This window comes from Acinetobacter sp. YH12236 (assembly GCF_013417645.1).
Taxonomy (GTDB): domain Bacteria; phylum Pseudomonadota; class Gammaproteobacteria; order Pseudomonadales; family Moraxellaceae; genus Acinetobacter.
The window spans coordinates 31447-47404 of sequence record NZ_VPDM01000006.1 but is presented as its reverse complement, the minus strand read 5'-3'; the positions used below and the strand labels follow the sequence as shown (position 1 = coordinate 47404).

The following is a 15958-nucleotide window of genomic DNA, read 5'->3' as shown; positions in this document are numbered from 1 at the left end:
ATTGCTTTAAAAATCTCGCTACGGCGGGATTTTTAATCTTCCCGGATTACAACTCTACTCAACAGTTTGCATTGAAAAAATAAACTCGTCCGCCTATGGTGTGGAGAGCAAAAAACTCCTGAGAATCAAAAATGCGTCTATCAAAAATATTGCTTGCGACCCTTGCCCTCAGCTCATCCCTGACCTTTGCCCAAGGGATTGTGCTGAATGACCAGAACCTGCGTACCGACCTGAATTGGCTGAATCAGCAAGGGGTGATTCAGATCAGTACCTCCACCTGGCCCATGAGTGGTGATGAAATTCAGCGCGCCCTGTCTCAGGCGAAAATCAGTAATTCTGTCCAGCAAAAAGTGGTGGATGTTGTCCTCACCCATTTAAATGCCGATAATCAGCTTCTGAAAGCTACGCTGTTTGCAGAAACTGATCATAAGTATCTGCCTCAAGCCTTTGGCGATCAGGAAAAATCACAATATCAGGCTGGTCTGGAACTGAATGCTGGCGGTAGCCAATGGGATGCCCGATTGCGGGTGAATGCCGAAAAAGACCCGCAGATTGATCATGATCAGGATGTGAATGTTGAAGGCTCTTATATTGCCGGGAAACTCTGGAATCAGTGGCTGATTGCCGGCCAGATTCCAACGTATTGGGGACCAGGTCATGAGGGGAGTCTGATTCGTGGCGATGCCAGCCGCCCAGTCTATGGCATTACTGCGCAGCGGGCAGAACAGACTGCTTTTAGCAGCAAATGGCTATCCTGGATTGGGCCATGGCAATATCAAGCCTTTGCCGGACAACTAGATGACTACGATGCTGTACCTGATGCTAAGTTGATTGGTTTACCTTTGCCTTATTTGGAACTGGGTGCTTCGCGAGCTATTCAATGGGGGGAGAAGGACGACCTGAAAGCCTGAGTTCAATTTGGGATGCTTTTGTCGGGAATAAAGACAATGGCGGCACAGGTGAACCTGATCCATCAAATCAAATTGCGGGTTTTGATGCACGCTTAAATCTACAACCATTGCTACAAGTCCCAATGGGAATGTATGCACAATATGTTGGTGAAGATGAAGCCGGCGGCTTACCGGCCAAAAAAATGTATTTGGCTGGAGTCGATTATTCCTCTAGCTATAATAATATGCCTTTTCAGCTATATACCGAATGGGCAGACACCCGTACTAATGGCAAAGCCCAAGGTATTTCTTATAATCACAGTGTATATACCGATGGTTTTTACCAGCATGGTTACCCATTAGCGCATGCGATGGGTGGTGATGGTCAAATGATTTCTGTGGGTGGTGATATTCGTTTCGATCGCCTGAATCGTGTTAATGCACGAGTACTGTTTGCCAAGTTGAATGAATCCACCCGAACTACTAATTTAGCTTTTCCAGCGCAAGATAATTTAAAAGCTGTTGATGTGAGCTGGACCCATTATCTACGTCCCGATATTCCACTAAAATTAAATGGCTGGATCAGTAATTCAGACCTATATGGTAATGATGGCGGTGCATCGATTGGAATTGAATTTCCTTTAGAAAAAGGCTTATTTTCCTACTAAGTTCTTTGCAAAAGATACTTTTAGTTGTGACAATCATTGTTGCTAGACATTCTCGAACAATGATTAAAAGCTAAAATAAAACTCTACCAAACGGCGATGTTTGCTTGCTAAAAAACCACCCATTCTGCAAGATTTCTTAAAAATTTCTGCTAAGATGGAACGAACATTAACGATAACATCATATTGGAATAATACATGAGTAAGGCCTTACCGATTGCTGTCGCTGTTCTTCTAGGCGGTGCTGCGCTCGTTCCTGTTTACTATGCAACTCAACATCCGGTAAATCAAAGTTCTAAGGCATCTAAAGATGCATCTGCAGTTTCTAAGATCAGCTATGCTCTCGGTTATGAAGTCGCACATCAAACTCCACCAGAGCTGGATATCAACAGCTTCATTACCGGTGTTCGTGATGGCCATGCCCGTAATGAGGGAGCCTATAATGAAGAAGAACTACAGGCAGCTTATGAGCAGTTCCAGAAGGATATGCAGCAAAAGCAGCTTGATGATGCTAAAAAGGCCCAAGCTTCAAGTGATTCTTTCCTGACTGAAAATGGGAAAAAACCTGGCGTCAAGACCACTGCTTCAGGCCTGCAATACCTGGTAACCAAAGAAGGTACTGGAAAATCACCTGCTGCAGATTCTATGGTCAAAGTTCACTATACTGGCAAGCTGGTTGACGGTACGGTATTTGACAGCTCAGTAGAACGTGGTGAACCAATCGAATTCCCACTAAATCAGGTCATTCCAGGCTGGACTGAAGGTTTACAGTTGATGAAAGAAGGTGGTAAGGCAACTCTATATATTCCGTCAAATCTGGGTTATGGTGAACAGGGTGTCCCTGGTACGATTCCTCCGCATAGCACTTTGATTTTTGATGTGGAATTAATCGAAGTAAAATAATACAAATAGGGAGAGCGACCAGCTCTCCTTTATTTTTGAGAATTGATAATGAAAATACAAATCAGTTTAATGGTTTTGCTGCTCAGTTCAGGCAGCCTTTTTGCTAAAGAGATCAATAATACAAGTAGTGAAGCTGAGAAGATTGGTTACAGCTTTGGTTATCTGATGGGTCGCAGTAATGCAGACACTTTAAAGGATCTTGATTTAGATGCATTTAGCCAGGGCTTAAAGACAGCCGCTGCTGGACAAAAATCCAGTTTAAGCGATGAAGAAATGACCCAAGTGCTGACTCAGTATAAACGTCAAAGTGATGCCAAAGAACTGATTGTGCTGAAACAGAAAGCTGAAGAAAATGCCAAAGCTGGCAAAGCATTCTTGCAGGAAAATGCGAAAAAGCCAGGCGTTAAAACTACCAAATCTGGTCTGCAATACCTGGTACTGAAAGAAGGTAAAGGGAAATCACCAAGTGCTAACAGTAATGTCCGTGTGCATTATGAAGGTCGCCTGATTGATGGTACCGTTTTTGACAGTTCGATTGCCCGCCAGCAGCCAGTCGATTTCCGTACCACCCAAGTGATTACTGGCTGGACAGAAGGCTTACAGCTCATGAAAGTCGGTGCTAAATACCGCTTCTTTATCCCCGCTGATCTGGCCTATGGACAGATTGGTTCGGGAGATATCATTGAACCAAATAGTACCCTGATTTTTGATATCGAATTACTGGAAATTATTAAATAAAAATTCCTTTAATTGTAAAAGTTAAAAAGAGAGGCAAATTATTTGCCTCTCTTTTTTTGTACTGATGAGAAACGAATTAGTTGGAGCTTTTCATGTATATTCATAGCAGTTTTGCTATTTTATAGTTTAATCAAAATATTCAACAACAATAGAGGACTTCAGCATGGCAGCAATCAAGACCCGCGAAATTCAATATACTGCGCAGGATGGCAGCACTTTGATTGGTTATTTTGCCGCACCGGAAACTGATGCACCTGTAGGCGGTGTTATCGTGGCACCCGAATGGTGGGGCCGCAATGACTATACTGAACAGCGTGCCCGTGAACTGGCGGAACATGGGTATGCCGCGCTGGCAATTGATATGTATGGTGACAAGAAAGTGACCACCAACTCTGATCAAGCCTATCAATGGATGATGCAGACGTTTGAAGATCCGGACACCATTGTGAATCGTGCAAAAGCAGCGCTAGATACACTGGCTGCACAGGATGAAGTCAATCCGGAAAAACTGGCTGCGATTGGTTTCTGCTACGGTGGTAAAGTGGCTCTGGATCTGGCTCGCTCAAATGCACCTTTAAAAGCTGTGGCTACTTTCCATGCCAACCTGTCTCCTAAAGCACCTGCACAAGAAGGCCAGGTACAGGCAGAAATTCTGGTCCTACATGGTGAAAAGGACAGTATGGTGAGCCTGGATGATGTCGCCAGCTTTAAAGAAGAAATGCAGGCGGCTAAGGTCGAGCATAATGTGATTGTATTTGAAAATGCCAAGCATGGATTCAGTAACCCGCTGGCGGATGAGCGCGCCAAGGCCAATGGTGTCGATCTGGGCTACAATGCTGAAGCAGAGAAACAAAGTTTGGCTGCCATGTATGAATTACTAGCACGACAACTCGCCTAATAACAGATAAATTGATCCGGCTCATGATCGAGCTGGGTCATACATGAAAAAAATAAATTCAATGAAAGGAGCCAATATCATGACTGAAAATAACTGCCCGTACTGTAATTTTGACGAATACGATATTCTGGCTAAAAATGATTTTGCTGTCGTGTTACCTGAACCCAACTCCCTGTCCAAAGGACATTATGTAGTTACTCCATTACGTCATGTGGCGTCATTTTTTGAAATCACAGATAAAGAACGTAAGAGCATGATGTCCTTACTTGAACAGGCTCGTAATGAATTGCAATTACGCTATCAGCCTTCCGGTTTTCATGTCGGGTTTAATGATGGCGAAGTATTTCAGGAAAAATCAGAACATTTACACATTCATATTATCCCACGTTATAAAGGCAAGGTATTAAAGCTGGATGCACGCTGGGGCATTGAAGAATAAGAATTTAAATTTTTTTCCCGAGTGAATGCTTTTCGAAGTGTTCACTTGTCCCTTCCATTTATTCATTTTTACTCTTTTTCAGTCTTGCTGTTTTAGCAGACTTTTCATCTTTTAGCTGGGTCTCTTCAGTTATACTAGGCTTCGTTTTCCAGTTTGCTCTATCTTCATGTTTGTATTTTCAGATGCCCTTTTAGAATGGTTTGATGTGCATGGCCGTCATGATTTGCCGTGGCAAGTGGCTGATGATCCCTATAAGGTCTGGGTCTCTGAAATCATGCTACAGCAGACTCAGGTCAAAACCGTGCTGCAATATTTTGAGCGGTTTATTCAACGTTTTCCGACAGTACAGGACTTAGGTACAGCTTCTTGGGATGAAGTCGCACCCTATTGGGCTGGGCTGGGCTATTATGCTCGTGCCCGCAATTTGCATAAGGCAGCCGGTATTGTAGCAAGGCAGGGGCATTTCCCGACGAGCCTAGAAGAATGGATCGCCCTGCCCGGCATTGGCCGCTCAACCGCGGGAGCCTTAATGTCTTTGGGTTTACGTCAGTACGGCGTGATCATGGATGGTAATGTCAAACGGGTGCTGGCACGATTTTTTGCGATCGAAGATGATCTGTCTAAACCGGTTCATGAACGTGCCTTGTGGGAGCTTGCTGAACAGCTTTGCCCGGTTGAACGGAATCATGACTATACCCAGGCGATTATGGATCTCGGTGCGACCGTCTGTACTCCGAAAAAGCCTTTATGCCTGTATTGTCCAATGCAGCAACATTGCAAGGCACATCAACAGGGTCTGGAAAATGAATTGCCCTTTAAAAAAGCCAAAAAGCCGGTACCTGTCAAAGCAGCTCAAGTGCTGTTGATCCAGTCAGGTGATGAATGGCTATGGCAGCAACGTCCTAATAGTGGTCTTTGGGGCGGGCTTTGGTGTCTGCCAATTATTGAAGACACTCATACATTTGAACAACTGTGCCAGCAACTGGGTCTGAAAAATCTCGTACAAAAGATCCAGATCAGCCACAGTTTCACCCATTTTACCTGGCAGCTTGAAGCCATGGTTTTTGCAGTCGATGCAGATCAGCAGGAACATCTGGCGATTGAGTTACAAGGCTTCTGGATGAACCCGGAAACTGCAGTCAATGCAGGTATTCCAACCGCCATGAAAAAATTGATTTCTACCGTAAATTTATGACATAGTCTGGGACAAGAAGAATCATATTGGCCTCATTTAAGGATAAATATTTTGCGCCATTCTCTTGCGTTTGTCGGGCTTTCTTTGGTGATGTTATTTCTGGTGGCGTGTAGTAGCGCACCGAAACATCCTTCTGCGGTTCAGCTTAATCCGGCACTGGTCAAAAAACTGAATCATATGCGTATGCCCTCTTCTCTGCCGATTCCGGTAGATCGGGTCCAGGCTCGTGAATTGAAAGATACTTGGGGAGCTTCGCGTAGTAGTGGCCGTTTGCATGAGGGCATTGATATTCTGGCTCCACGTGGAACCAAGGTTCGCAGTGCGACGCCTGGTCTGATCGCGGATTTACGGAATAACAATTTGGGTGGTAAAGTAGTCTGGATTCTGGGTCCAGGTGGTGCCTGGCATTATTATGCACATCTGGATGGTCATAAGCGTGGCCTGAAAGTTGGTGACTATGTCAAAAAGGGCGATGTCATTGGTTATGTCGGTAATACTGGCAATGCCCGGCATACCGCGCCACATCTGCATTATGGTCTCTATTTAAGTGGTAAGGGCCGTGGTGTTGTTAACCCCTATCCATATTTACGTTAATTTTAGGAAGTTTACATGTCAGAAGCGTTGATCAACCGTCTGGTCGAATTTGCTGAATCAGGCAATCAACAGAAAATCGTGCTCAATGGCCAGACCTATCAGGGCTGGATCATGGAAATTACCGAAGAGGCGCTTCTGATCAGTACTGGTTATGCCGATAAAAGTGGTAAGGATATGTGGATCCAGTTCAGTGATCTGCAGCAGGCAGAACTCTCCTACTGGGATAATCAGCAAGATCAGTGGATGACATTTAAATTATAAAATAATCAAAAGGAGTATCCCTTGACGATCCAACGCTGTGGCTGGTGCTCGGATGATCCGCTCTATATTGCCTACCATGATCAGGAATGGGGACAGGCGCTGCATGATGAAAAACGCCTGTTTGAAATGCTGTGCCTGGAAGGTCAGCAGGCCGGTTTAGCCTGGATTACCGTACTCAGAAAACGTGAATCTTATCGCAAACATTTCTTTCAATATTCTATTGAAACGATTGCTTCTTTTACAGATGAGCAACTCACCGCAAAACTGCAAGATGCTAGTCTAATTCGGCATATCGGTAAACTGACTGCGATTCGTGATAATGCCCGGGCCTGGCAACAGCTTAAATCTCAAGAAATTGATGTGGTCACATGGTTGTGGTCCTTTGCCCAGCGGCCCCGATTGAATAATGATGTGGCAGATTATCGTCAGGCTCCGGCACAAACCATTGAAAGCCAGAACATGTCCAAAGCCTTAAAAAAAGCAGGCTTTAAGTTTGTCGGTCCTACGATCTGTTATGCCTTTATGCAGGCAGTTGGCATGGTCGATGACCATGAAAATCACTGTCACTTTAAAACAATATCCTCCCATTCAAATAAGAGCTGAATCTATGTCCACTAATACTATTCAAGCCTATGCCGCAATGTCTGCCGGTGCTGCTCTGGAACCTTATCAATTTGATGCAGGTGAACTTCAGCCGCATCAGGTCGAAGTGAAAGTTGAATACTGCGGCCTATGCCATTCTGATATTTCAGTACTCAATAATGACTGGGGATCTTCAGTATATCCTGTGGTGGCCGGACATGAAGTCATTGGAACCATTACACAACTGGGTTCTGAAGCCAAAGGTCTAAAAGTAGGTCAACGTGTCGGTATTGGCTGGACTGCGGAAAGCTGCCAACATTGCGATTCTTGTATTTCAGGCCAGCAAGTGCTGTGTACCGGTGGTCAGGTTGCAACCATCGTCGGTCATGCAGGCGGTTTTGCAGATAAAGTCCGTGCTGGCTGGCAATGGGCAATTCCCTTACCCGAAGATCTGGACCCAGAAAGTGCTGGCCCCCTGCTCTGTGGCGGGATTACGGTATTTGACCCGATTCTAAAACATCAGATTCAGGCCATTCACCACGTCGGTGTCATTGGTATTGGCGGTTTGGGACATATGGCGATCAAGCTGTTGAAAGCGTGGGGTTGTGAAATTACCGCCTTTACTTCAAATCTGGATAAAACCGATGAGCTGAAAGCCATGGGTGCAGACCATGTAGTGAATAGTCGTGACCCAGCAGCGCTTAAACCGCTTCGTGGTAAATTTGACCTATTAATGAGTACTGTCAATGTCACACTAGACTGGCAGGCTTATTTATCAACACTGGCACCAAATGGCACGGTACATATGCTGGGCTTACCATTGGAACCCATGCAAATTTCTGCAGGTTCACTGATTGGTGGTGCTAAATCTGTGACTGGCTCGCCGACAGGTTCACCAGCAGCTTTACGTCAATTACTAAAATTTGCGGCACGTAAAAATATTGCGCCACAGATTGAACTGTTCCCCATGTCGGAAATTAATGCGGCGATTGAACGTCTGCACTCAGGCAAAGCCCGTTACCGGATTGTACTGAAAGCCGATTTCTAATTTTTACTAATCATCAGTAAATCTAGATCTGCCCTAGCATCATGTTAGGACAGATTTTTTTTTGGCTGTATTTGCAAATAATTGGTTTATAAATATTTAGCCAGCTTCTGAGCCAGAAATTCAATAAATAGATGTACCCGTTTAGGCAAATGCTCCTGACGGTAATAGACCGCATGAATTTTTTGATAATGTAGCTCAATCTGCTCTTCAAATAGCGCCTCTAAACGACCCGCCTGTAAGTCGTCCTCGACCAGAAAGCGTGACAGACAAGTAATACCCACCCCATATAAAGCCAATTGACGAACCGTTTCCCCATTGGGTGCTCTAATCTTTGGCTTTACAATGATAGGTTCGCCATCCAGCCGAATCGGCCAGGTGTTCAAATGCGTAGGCTGACTAAATCCCAGCAAAGTGTGCTCCGATAAATCTGCCACTGATTGCGGTCTGCCCTTTTGCTGTAAATATTCAGGGCTGGCCACAATATACAAACGACTGCGGCATAATAATCTGGCATGCAGGCTGGAATCATGCAGTTCTCCAAAGCGGATCGCGACATCGGTTTTATGTTCCAGCAGATCAATCACCTGATCATGATTATTTAGTTCAATTTCGATGTGGGGATAACGCTGCATAAATTCCTGAATTAGCGGCACGATTACATGCAGTACAAAAGGTGTCGCTGAATCGACCCGAATCAATCCTGAAGTATCACTATCTGATTTCAGTAAGGCATCTTCAGCTTCTGCCAGATTATTGAGAATTTTGCGCGCCTTTTCTAGAAATAGCTGGCCTTCTTGAGTCAGTTTCAGCTTACGTGTGGTTCTTTCTAAAAGAGTAACATTTAACTTATTTTCCAGACGTTGCAATGCCCGACTGACACCCGAAGTGGTTTGTCCCAAACGCTCTGCCGCCATGACAATAGAACCACTATCCACAATAGTGACAAAAGCCTGTAATTCTTCAATCGTCGATTTCATTTGTCACTCTTTTATTGATTTTCGGTCAATAATATTTTGCAAATTCAACTATTTTTTCGCAACAATAAAAAGCACAAAATACTCAACATCGAAAATACTTAAAGATTAAAGCTATGAATATTGTTCCTCAATTTGGTGTCGGTACCTTTCGCCTGTCTGGACAGACCGTCATTGATTCAGTCAAAACAGCCCTGGAAGTCGGTTATCGCGCCGTAGATACGGCACAGATTTATGCCAATGAAGCGGAAGTGGGTCAGGCTATTGCAGAAAGTCAAGTTAATCGTAACGAGCTGTTCATTACCACCAAAATCTGGACAGATAATTACGCATCAGACAAATTAATTCCAAGCCTCAAAGAAAGCCTGCATAAACTACGTACTGATGCAGTCAATCTAACGCTCATTCACTGGCCTGCACCTCGTTTAGGCGTTCAAATTCCTGAGCTGATGCAGACTTTATTAGAAGCCAAACAGCAAGGTCTGACTGAGCATATCGGTGTGTCCAATTTCAATATTGAGCTGACCCAACAAGCCATTGATACGATTGGTCTGGAGCATATCGCAACCAACCAGATTGAACTCAGTCCTTACTTGCAAAATCAGCGTCTGGTGAATTTCTTACAAGCACAGAATATTGATGTCACCTCTTATATGACACTGGCCTATGGCAAAGTACTGAATGATTCTGTCCTGCAAGGAATTGCTGCACAGCATCAGGCTTCGACTGCACAAATTGCACTGGCTTGGGCCTTACAAAAAGGCTTTGCGGTGATTCCATCTTCAACCAAACGTGAACATCTGCTTGCCAATCTGGCAGCGCAGGAGATACAGCTGTCTCAAGAAGAAATGGCTTTGATCAGCACCCTGGAGCGCAATGGCCGCGAGGTTGATCCAGAACAGCTTGCGCCTATCTGGGACTAAGCAGAAACCATGAAAATTAATTTTCCTTTGCTTGCACTGGCGGTTGGCGCCTTTGCAATTGGTACCACTGAATTCTCTCCTATGGGTTTTCTGCCAGAAATCGCCCGTGATCTGGAGATTTCAATTCCTCGTGCCGGGATGCTAATCAGTGCCTATGCTTTAGGTGTGATGTTGGGTGCACCGCTAATGACCCTCTGGTTAAGCCGTTATTCCAAACGTAAGTCTCTCATTTTACTGATGGCAATTTTTACGATTGGTAATATTCTGGCCACATTAGCGCCTAATTATCTGGGGCTGATGGGGGCACGCATCATCACCAGCTTGAACCATGGTGCTTTCTTCGGGATTGGTTCGGTTGTCGCTGCCAGTGTCGTTCCGAAAGATAAACAGGCCAGTGCCGTGGCCATGATGTTTATGGGCCTGACCATTGCCAATATTGGCGGGGTGCCACTGGCAACCTGGATAGGACAACACATTGGCTGGCGTATGGCTTTTCTGGGTATTTCCCTGATTGGTTTGCTGACCATGTTCTCCCTATGGAAAGCCTTACCTGAAGGCCAAAGCAGCCAGAAACCGGATGTAAGGCAGGAGCTGCAAGTCTTGACCCGCCTGCCTGTTGTTTTAGCTTTATTGACCACCGTGATGAGTGCGGGGGCCATGTTTGCCCTATACACTTATATTGCGCCAAGTCTGCAAAGCTTTACTCAAGCCTCGCCGGTATTGATTACTTTGATGCTGGTGTTGATCGGAGTAGGTTTCTCGATTGGTAACCATCTGGGTGGCAAGTTTGCAGATTTATCCTTAGATAAAACCCTGATCGGCTTTTTAATCTTGCTCATGCTGATGATGCTGCTCTTCCCGATTCTGGCAAGCACAGCTCTTGGCGCAGGTCTGGCATTAATCATCTGGGGTGCTGCTGCCTTTGCTGTGGTTCCGCCTTTACAGATGCTAGTCATGTCCGTGGCTTATGATGCGCCTGGGCTGGCTTCTTCGGTAAATATTGGTGCCTTTAACCTCGGGAATGCTTTGGGTGCGATTGCGGGAGCCAGTGTGCTAAATCTGGGACTTAGCTATAGTGCGGTTTCATTTACCGGTGCTGGGCTCAGTGCTGTTGCTTTGCTTCTGGTCGTGATTCAAATGAAACTGGTTCCACAGCAAGATATGACTACGCAGCAATGCTCTTAAAATTTCCTTCATAAAAAAGTCCGCCTGATGCGGACTTTTTATTGGCTATTTAACGTAAAGCTTCAGGTAACACAGGCGTTGCCACAGGTTTAGCCAGTTCGGTTTTCATCTTTTGCAGCATCTGATAAGGCTGCTGTTGCACAAACATATTCACAAAGGTTAAAGGAATCGAACCTTCAGGATTGGCATAGCCATAAGTCGATACCTTGACCTTGTTATTGGCCAGTTTCTGGAAAGTCCAGTCTCCCTGATAATCAGTCAAACGTACATAATTCGGATTTAGAGCATACCCGGTCTGAATCGCTTTATTCTTAATGGTGATCTGGCCATTGACATCCTTAATCATTTTACCCTGCACAATCAGATCACGGTCTTTTAAAGGGAATGGAAAATCCAGCACCATATACAAGGTGAAATCGCCTTTTTTATCATCACGCGACAGCACCTTGATACTGTCCATATAAGGCACCCATTTCACTGCATAATCAACATCCAGAATTAAAGAGACGGCATTCTCAATCGGGACATTGTAGGTGGTTTCGGCTTTATAGAGAAAAACGGGATTCCGCTCATCCTGATAGGTCCAGACTTTAATATTATTTTTATTAATGCTGAGTTTGGCATTCTGCACAGAGGTCGACTGTGCTGTAGCGGCAAAGGCTACAGCACACGCCATTAATATTAATTTCTTCATTCCATTGTCATCTTATTTTAGTTTTAAGTTATTTTTATATAGGATTTTGACGAAAATTTATACTTGAATATCGTTAAAACCAAGTACGTCTTTCATGTCATATTTACGCGCATCACGGCCAACAACCCAAGCTGCGGCACGTACGGCACCGGCTGCGAAGTTCATACGGTTGGTGGCTTTATGCGTAATTTCAACACGCTCGCCTTCGCCAATAAACATGGCAGTATGTTCACCGACGATATCACCGCCACGAATGGTCTGAAAACCAATACTTTTACGTTCACGTGGACCCGTATGCCCTTCACGGTGATATACCGCATCTCTTTTCAAATCACGACCCAATGCTCCAGCAATCGCCTCACCCATCATAAGAGCTGTACCTGACGGCGCATCGACTTTATGACGGTGATGTGCTTCGATCACTTCAATATCGACTGTATCACCAAAGACTTTAGAGGCAAGTTCTAGCAGTTTGATCGAAACGTTCACACCAACCGAATAGTTCGCTGCATAGACCACTGGAGTTTCTTTTGCAGATTCATCCAGATAAGCTTTTTGTTCGTCATTCATACCAGTAGTACCAATCACGATCGCAACGCCATTTTCACGGCAGATTTTAAGATGATTCACCGTCGCAGCAGGCGCAGTAAAGTCGATCACTACGTCACAGTCTTTAACTACTTCTTCAAGATGGCCGACAACCTTTACACCCAGGCTCCCTACACCAGCCAGTTCACCGGCATCTGCGCCAATCAATGAGCTTTCAGGGCGCTCAACAGCTGCTGCCAATTGGTAACCGGCTTCTTTCACCGCCTGAATAAGGATGCGTCCCATACGGCCGCCTGCACCTAAAATCCCAATGCGTGGTGTCGCTGACATAACATAGTCCTGATGTTGATTCGAAATTGCTCTTACTATAGCAAAACTCGCTCATAACACTAAGATTGATCGCATAAAAATCAATGAAAAGAATTAAAGAGGATCATGAGGGTTTTTGATATGTATCCATATCAACAATATTTTATGGACGAGTAAAAAGAAAATAATTCCGTTAGAGGAATAATGATTAAATGGTTAGTCAGAGATAAACTCATTTAAAGAAAATTCTAGTTAATAAGAATTAGATTTTAATTTTAAATAATTGAATTTAATAAGATAAAAAATATTTTTCCATGGTACGTATGATCTTGATTTTTCATATTTAGATTATTTGTATTTAAGGGAAATATATTGAAACTCCAATTTGACCACCTCAGCAATATAAGTATTACTGATATTATTGAATTAAATACCCATTATCGCGTACTGAGGCATATGCCTTTAGCACATGGCATTATTTTAGATGAAGCGCGATGGATTGTTTGAGTAAATGGAAGTGTAAATCCATACTTTTTTAAATTTAAGAATGTTTAAGGATCACGCATCAAGCAGTTGACCAACTTCTAAGCTGGTATATCCACGTTCTTTAAAGATCAACACAATCGCTTTTTTATAATCTTCACAAATAGATGTTTTATATTTAGTGATAAGTTGAATCTCGGAATTCAGCTCCAGATCATTTTTTAAGGTCAAGACTTCGGTAGAGATCTTATTAAAAATCTTTAAATTAAACATATAGGCACCTGTTATCAGTTGTAGCGGCCCGACTACAACAAATACCTGCCTTAGCTTAACTAGACACCCTTGGTCGCAAGGATTACAAATTAGAAAAAGTTCTGCAAGTTTTGAGGAATTGACAGATTAAATAACCTTCTAAATTCTTCCTATTTAACAAGATTGTCAGCCTAAAAATTAATTTTATATATCAAATTCTTAATAATCTCATAATTGCTAAAAATTTAATAGGAACCAGTTTTTGTAACAATTCTTTTAATATCCCAGATTATTCATAATATTTTATTAGTTAAATAAATGATGAGATCATTAATTCAGGATCTTCATATCCTGATGATGAGGTCTTAAAAGACAAAGTATTTTTCTCTGTCTGGCTAAGGTAAGAACCAGACTCTTTGTACGCTTTGGCTCACATCAATCTCGGCCTTTTGCTGCTATTCAGAATACTGGAAGTTTCCTATGATGAATTCATCAGGAACAGGAAGTTCCAAACAAGAATAACAATAGATCAGCACAAGGACAGTAAGGTACGACAGGAGTTATACCGAGTGAACCCATACGAAAAACCCCGGCAGGATGCTGGGGTTTTTCTTTTAGTATTTAAATTAAATTTCATCCTTTAAATGTGCAAATATGTGACATACATCACATTAACAAATCCATTTTCTTATATATTTTGCCACTTGCTCAATTTTATGAGATTAATGATTAATCTTATATTTCAGTTATTTAAATAACATCAAACTACATTAGTAAACATAAGTACACACAAAAAAACATCAATATCTACATTTTATGTCAACATTTTTGCCAAGTGTACTGAGTAGTACACTATTTTTAATACAAGGAAATTTATATGAAATTAGTTCAATTAACTTTTGCCGGGGTAGCGTTAATTGCTGCATCACAAACTTTTGCTGCTGAAGAAGTAGCACAAACAGCTCCTGCTGCAACTGAAACAGCTGCGTCTGAAGTTCAAGCTGCTGAAGCACCTGCAAGCGAAGCTCCAGCATCAGAAGCTCAAGCAACTGAAGCTCAATAATATGACAGGATTTATATTTCTCTGCGTGAGGGGTATAAATCCTTCTTAAAAAGCCAATATCATTAAAAGAATAATTTTCTCATTATTTTTATCTAATAATTAACTTATACATCTTTTCCGAATTTAAGCTATAAAAAAGGACGCCTGAGCGTCCTTTTTTATCTATCCAGATCAGTCAAACAACCGATCAAAGAAAGATTTTTTCTTTGGAGAAGACTGGCTGCCCTCATCTTCCATGGTCGCTTGCAACTCTTTCAACAGTTCACGTTGACGTGCAGTCAGGTTCACTGGTGTTTCTACAACAACACGGCAAAGCAGATCACCTTGCATGGTTGAACGTACTGGTTTCACGCCCTTACCACGTAGGCGGAACAGTTTACCGGTTTGCGTACCTTCAGGAATTTTCAGGCTGACACGACCATCTAATGTCGGAATCTGAACTTCTTTACCCAAAGCTGCATCCGCAATTGAAATTGGCACATCCATATACAGATCTGCACCGTCACGCTGGAAGATTTCGTGTTCACGTACCACGACTTCAACGTATAGATCACCTGATTGGCCATCACGAATCGCTTCACCTTTACCAGTCAAGCGTACGCGGTCGCCATTGTCCACCCCGGCTGGGATAGTAACTTCTAGGGTTTGCTGACGGTCAGATACACCTGATCCATGACATTTATTACATGGGTTCTTAATGATCTTGCCCTGGCCACGACAGGTACTACAGGTTTGCTGTACCGAGAAGAAACCTTGCTGCATACGTACTTGGCCGGCACCATGACAGGTTGGACAGGTTTCAACATCGTTCGGATTTTTAGAACCTTTACCATCACAGGCGTCACATGGTGCTGGTGCAGTAAAAGTAATGGTTTTCTTAACGCCTTTGACTGCTTCTTCAAGCGTCAATTCCATCACATAGCGTAAGTCTGAACCACGGCGTTGACGTTGCTGGCCACGGCCCCCCCCACCAAAGGCTCCACCGAAAATATCCCCAAACTGGCTGAAAATATCTTCCGCACTGAAACCACCGAAGCCGCCAGCACCACCGCCCATACCACCTTCAAAGGCTTGATGGCCCATACGGTCGTACATGCTGCGTTTTTCGCTGTCTGACAGAACTTCATACGCTTCTGAAGCTTCTTTAAACTTCTCTTCAGCTTCAGGATTGTCCGGGTTACGGTCTGGATGATATTTCATCGCCAACTTACGGTAGGCTTTTTTAATTTCATCATCACTAGCGGTTTTAGAGACGCCCAAAACCTCATAATAATCACGTTTAGCCATGTCTGGCGATGCTCCTCACGGAATTC

17 protein-coding genes and 1 pseudogene are annotated in these 15958 nt (G+C 43.5%); 13 read left to right on the top strand and 5 right to left on the bottom strand.

The features are described from left to right. The first annotated feature begins 131 nt into the window (after window positions 1–131). The 10 genes and pseudogenes from FTV14_RS04740 (at window position 132) to FTV14_RS04695 (ending at window position 8213) form a co-directional block, all read left to right on the top strand. Window positions 132–1558: pseudogene (locus FTV14_RS04740) on the top strand (capsule assembly Wzi family protein). 195 nt (window positions 1559–1753) lie between these two features. Then, the gene (locus FTV14_RS04735; protein ID WP_180053449.1) at window positions 1754–2458 is read left to right on the top strand and encodes an FKBP-type peptidyl-prolyl cis-trans isomerase; all 705 of its coding nucleotides are present in this window, start codon (window positions 1754–1756) and stop codon (window positions 2456–2458) included. A gap of 48 nt (window positions 2459–2506) precedes the next feature. After that, window positions 2507–3196 (top strand): FKBP-type peptidyl-prolyl cis-trans isomerase, encoded by a 690-nt coding sequence (locus FTV14_RS04730; protein ID WP_005233205.1) that lies wholly within the window; start codon window positions 2507–2509, stop codon window positions 3194–3196. A 163-nt stretch (window positions 3197–3359) separates the two neighbouring features. Beyond that, window positions 3360–4094 carry a dienelactone hydrolase family protein gene (locus tag FTV14_RS04725; protein WP_180053448.1) on the top strand — a complete coding sequence of 245 codons (735 nt, stop codon included), beginning with the start codon at window positions 3360–3362 and terminating at the stop codon, window positions 4092–4094. Window positions 4095–4173: 79 nt separating this feature from the next. Then, a complete protein-coding gene (locus FTV14_RS04720; RefSeq protein WP_180053447.1) occupies window positions 4174–4533 on the top strand; it encodes an HIT family protein in 360 nt (119 codons plus the stop codon). Window positions 4534–4699: 166 nt separating this feature from the next. Next, on the top strand, window positions 4700–5728 hold the full coding sequence (mutY, locus tag FTV14_RS04715) for an A/G-specific adenine glycosylase (protein WP_125279707.1): 1029 nt from the start codon (window positions 4700–4702) through the stop codon (window positions 5726–5728). 90 nt (window positions 5729–5818) lie between these two features. Further along, window positions 5819–6322, top strand: a complete 504-nt coding sequence (locus tag FTV14_RS04710; protein ID WP_373687756.1) for a M23 family metallopeptidase — start codon at window positions 5819–5821, stop codon at window positions 6320–6322. Between the two features lie 15 nt (window positions 6323–6337). After that, the gene (locus FTV14_RS04705) at window positions 6338–6583 is read left to right on the top strand and encodes a hypothetical protein (protein ID WP_034170753.1); all 246 of its coding nucleotides are present in this window, start codon (window positions 6338–6340) and stop codon (window positions 6581–6583) included. A 21-nt stretch (window positions 6584–6604) separates the two neighbouring features. Continuing rightward, window positions 6605–7186 (top strand): DNA-3-methyladenine glycosylase I, encoded by a 582-nt coding sequence (locus FTV14_RS04700; RefSeq protein ID WP_180053446.1) that lies wholly within the window; start codon window positions 6605–6607, stop codon window positions 7184–7186. Window positions 7187–7190: 4 nt separating this feature from the next. Then, on the top strand, window positions 7191–8213 hold the full coding sequence (locus FTV14_RS04695) for an NAD(P)-dependent alcohol dehydrogenase (RefSeq protein ID WP_180053445.1): 1023 nt from the start codon (window positions 7191–7193) through the stop codon (window positions 8211–8213). An 86-nt stretch (window positions 8214–8299) separates the two neighbouring features. On the opposite strand, the gene FTV14_RS04690 is transcribed toward FTV14_RS04695, so the two are convergent. After that, window positions 8300–9190 carry a LysR family transcriptional regulator gene (locus tag FTV14_RS04690; RefSeq protein ID WP_180053444.1) on the bottom strand — a complete coding sequence of 297 codons (891 nt, stop codon included), beginning with the start codon at window positions 9188–9190 and terminating at the stop codon, window positions 8300–8302. Between the two features lie 113 nt (window positions 9191–9303). Between FTV14_RS04690 and dkgB the strand changes: the two genes are divergently transcribed. Together dkgB and FTV14_RS04680 are read left to right on the top strand one after the other, a co-directional pair. After that, complete coding sequence (dkgB, locus tag FTV14_RS04685; RefSeq protein ID WP_180053443.1) at window positions 9304–10110, top strand: 2,5-didehydrogluconate reductase DkgB; 807 nt, start codon at window positions 9304–9306, stop codon at window positions 10108–10110. Between the two features lie 9 nt (window positions 10111–10119). Continuing rightward, window positions 10120–11295 carry an MFS transporter gene (locus FTV14_RS04680; protein WP_180053442.1) on the top strand — a complete coding sequence of 392 codons (1176 nt, stop codon included), beginning with the start codon at window positions 10120–10122 and terminating at the stop codon, window positions 11293–11295. A gap of 49 nt (window positions 11296–11344) precedes the next feature. Here the strand turns inward: FTV14_RS04680 and FTV14_RS04675 are convergent, their stop codons facing one another. The 3 genes from FTV14_RS04675 to FTV14_RS04665 all read right to left on the bottom strand — a co-directional run bounded on the left by FTV14_RS04675 (window position 11345) and on the right by FTV14_RS04665 (window position 13603). Further along, window positions 11345–11989 (bottom strand): START domain-containing protein, encoded by a 645-nt coding sequence (locus FTV14_RS04675; protein ID WP_180053441.1) that lies wholly within the window; start codon window positions 11987–11989, stop codon window positions 11345–11347. A 57-nt stretch (window positions 11990–12046) separates the two neighbouring features. Continuing rightward, on the bottom strand, window positions 12047–12868 hold the full coding sequence (gene dapB, locus FTV14_RS04670) for a 4-hydroxy-tetrahydrodipicolinate reductase (RefSeq protein WP_180053440.1): 822 nt from the start codon (window positions 12866–12868) through the stop codon (window positions 12047–12049). A gap of 537 nt (window positions 12869–13405) precedes the next feature. After that, window positions 13406–13603 (bottom strand): hypothetical protein, encoded by a 198-nt coding sequence (locus tag FTV14_RS04665; RefSeq protein ID WP_004780426.1) that lies wholly within the window; start codon window positions 13601–13603, stop codon window positions 13406–13408. Between the two features lie 856 nt (window positions 13604–14459). Here FTV14_RS04665 and FTV14_RS04660 point away from each other — a divergent pair. Further along, a complete protein-coding gene (locus FTV14_RS04660; protein ID WP_004780424.1) occupies window positions 14460–14645 on the top strand; it encodes a hypothetical protein in 186 nt (61 codons plus the stop codon). 171 nt (window positions 14646–14816) lie between these two features. Here FTV14_RS04660 and dnaJ read toward each other — a convergent pair whose 3' ends face one another. Beyond that, on the bottom strand, window positions 14817–15932 hold the full coding sequence (gene dnaJ, locus FTV14_RS04655; protein ID WP_034703346.1) for a molecular chaperone DnaJ: 1116 nt from the start codon (window positions 15930–15932) through the stop codon (window positions 14817–14819). Between the last annotated feature and the right edge of the window lie 26 nt (window positions 15933–15958).

Bases quoted from the DNA above. Each gene is read 5' to 3' on its own strand.
- FTV14_RS04735 (WP_180053449.1), top strand. From the start codon at position 1,754: ATGAGTAAGGCCTTACCGATTGCTGTCGCTGTTCTTCTAGGCGGTGCT.
- FTV14_RS04730 (WP_005233205.1), top strand. From the start codon at position 2,507: ATGAAAATACAAATCAGTTTAATGGTTTTGCTGCTCAGTTCAGGCAGC.
- FTV14_RS04725 (WP_180053448.1), top strand. From the start codon at position 3,360: ATGGCAGCAATCAAGACCCGCGAAATTCAATATACTGCGCAGGATGGC.
- FTV14_RS04720 (WP_180053447.1), top strand. From the start codon at position 4,174: ATGACTGAAAATAACTGCCCGTACTGTAATTTTGACGAATACGATATT.
- mutY (WP_125279707.1), top strand. From the start codon at position 4,700: ATGTTTGTATTTTCAGATGCCCTTTTAGAATGGTTTGATGTGCATGGC.
- FTV14_RS04710 (WP_373687756.1), top strand. From the start codon at position 5,819: ATGTTATTTCTGGTGGCGTGTAGTAGCGCACCGAAACATCCTTCTGCG.
- FTV14_RS04705 (WP_034170753.1), top strand. From the start codon at position 6,338: ATGTCAGAAGCGTTGATCAACCGTCTGGTCGAATTTGCTGAATCAGGC.
- FTV14_RS04695 (WP_180053445.1), top strand. From the start codon at position 7,191: ATGTCCACTAATACTATTCAAGCCTATGCCGCAATGTCTGCCGGTGCT.
- FTV14_RS04690 (WP_180053444.1), bottom strand. From the start codon at position 9,190: ATGAAATCGACGATTGAAGAATTACAGGCTTTTGTCACTATTGTGGAT.
- dkgB (WP_180053443.1), top strand. From the start codon at position 9,304: ATGAATATTGTTCCTCAATTTGGTGTCGGTACCTTTCGCCTGTCTGGA.
- FTV14_RS04680 (WP_180053442.1), top strand. From the start codon at position 10,120: ATGAAAATTAATTTTCCTTTGCTTGCACTGGCGGTTGGCGCCTTTGCA.
- FTV14_RS04675 (WP_180053441.1), bottom strand. From the start codon at position 11,989: ATGAAGAAATTAATATTAATGGCGTGTGCTGTAGCCTTTGCCGCTACA.
- dapB (WP_180053440.1), bottom strand. From the start codon at position 12,868: ATGTCAGCGACACCACGCATTGGGATTTTAGGTGCAGGCGGCCGTATG.
- FTV14_RS04665 (WP_004780426.1), bottom strand. From the start codon at position 13,603: ATGTTTAATTTAAAGATTTTTAATAAGATCTCTACCGAAGTCTTGACC.
- FTV14_RS04660 (WP_004780424.1), top strand. From the start codon at position 14,460: ATGAAATTAGTTCAATTAACTTTTGCCGGGGTAGCGTTAATTGCTGCA.
- dnaJ (WP_034703346.1), bottom strand. From the start codon at position 15,932: ATGGCTAAACGTGATTATTATGAGGTTTTGGGCGTCTCTAAAACCGCT.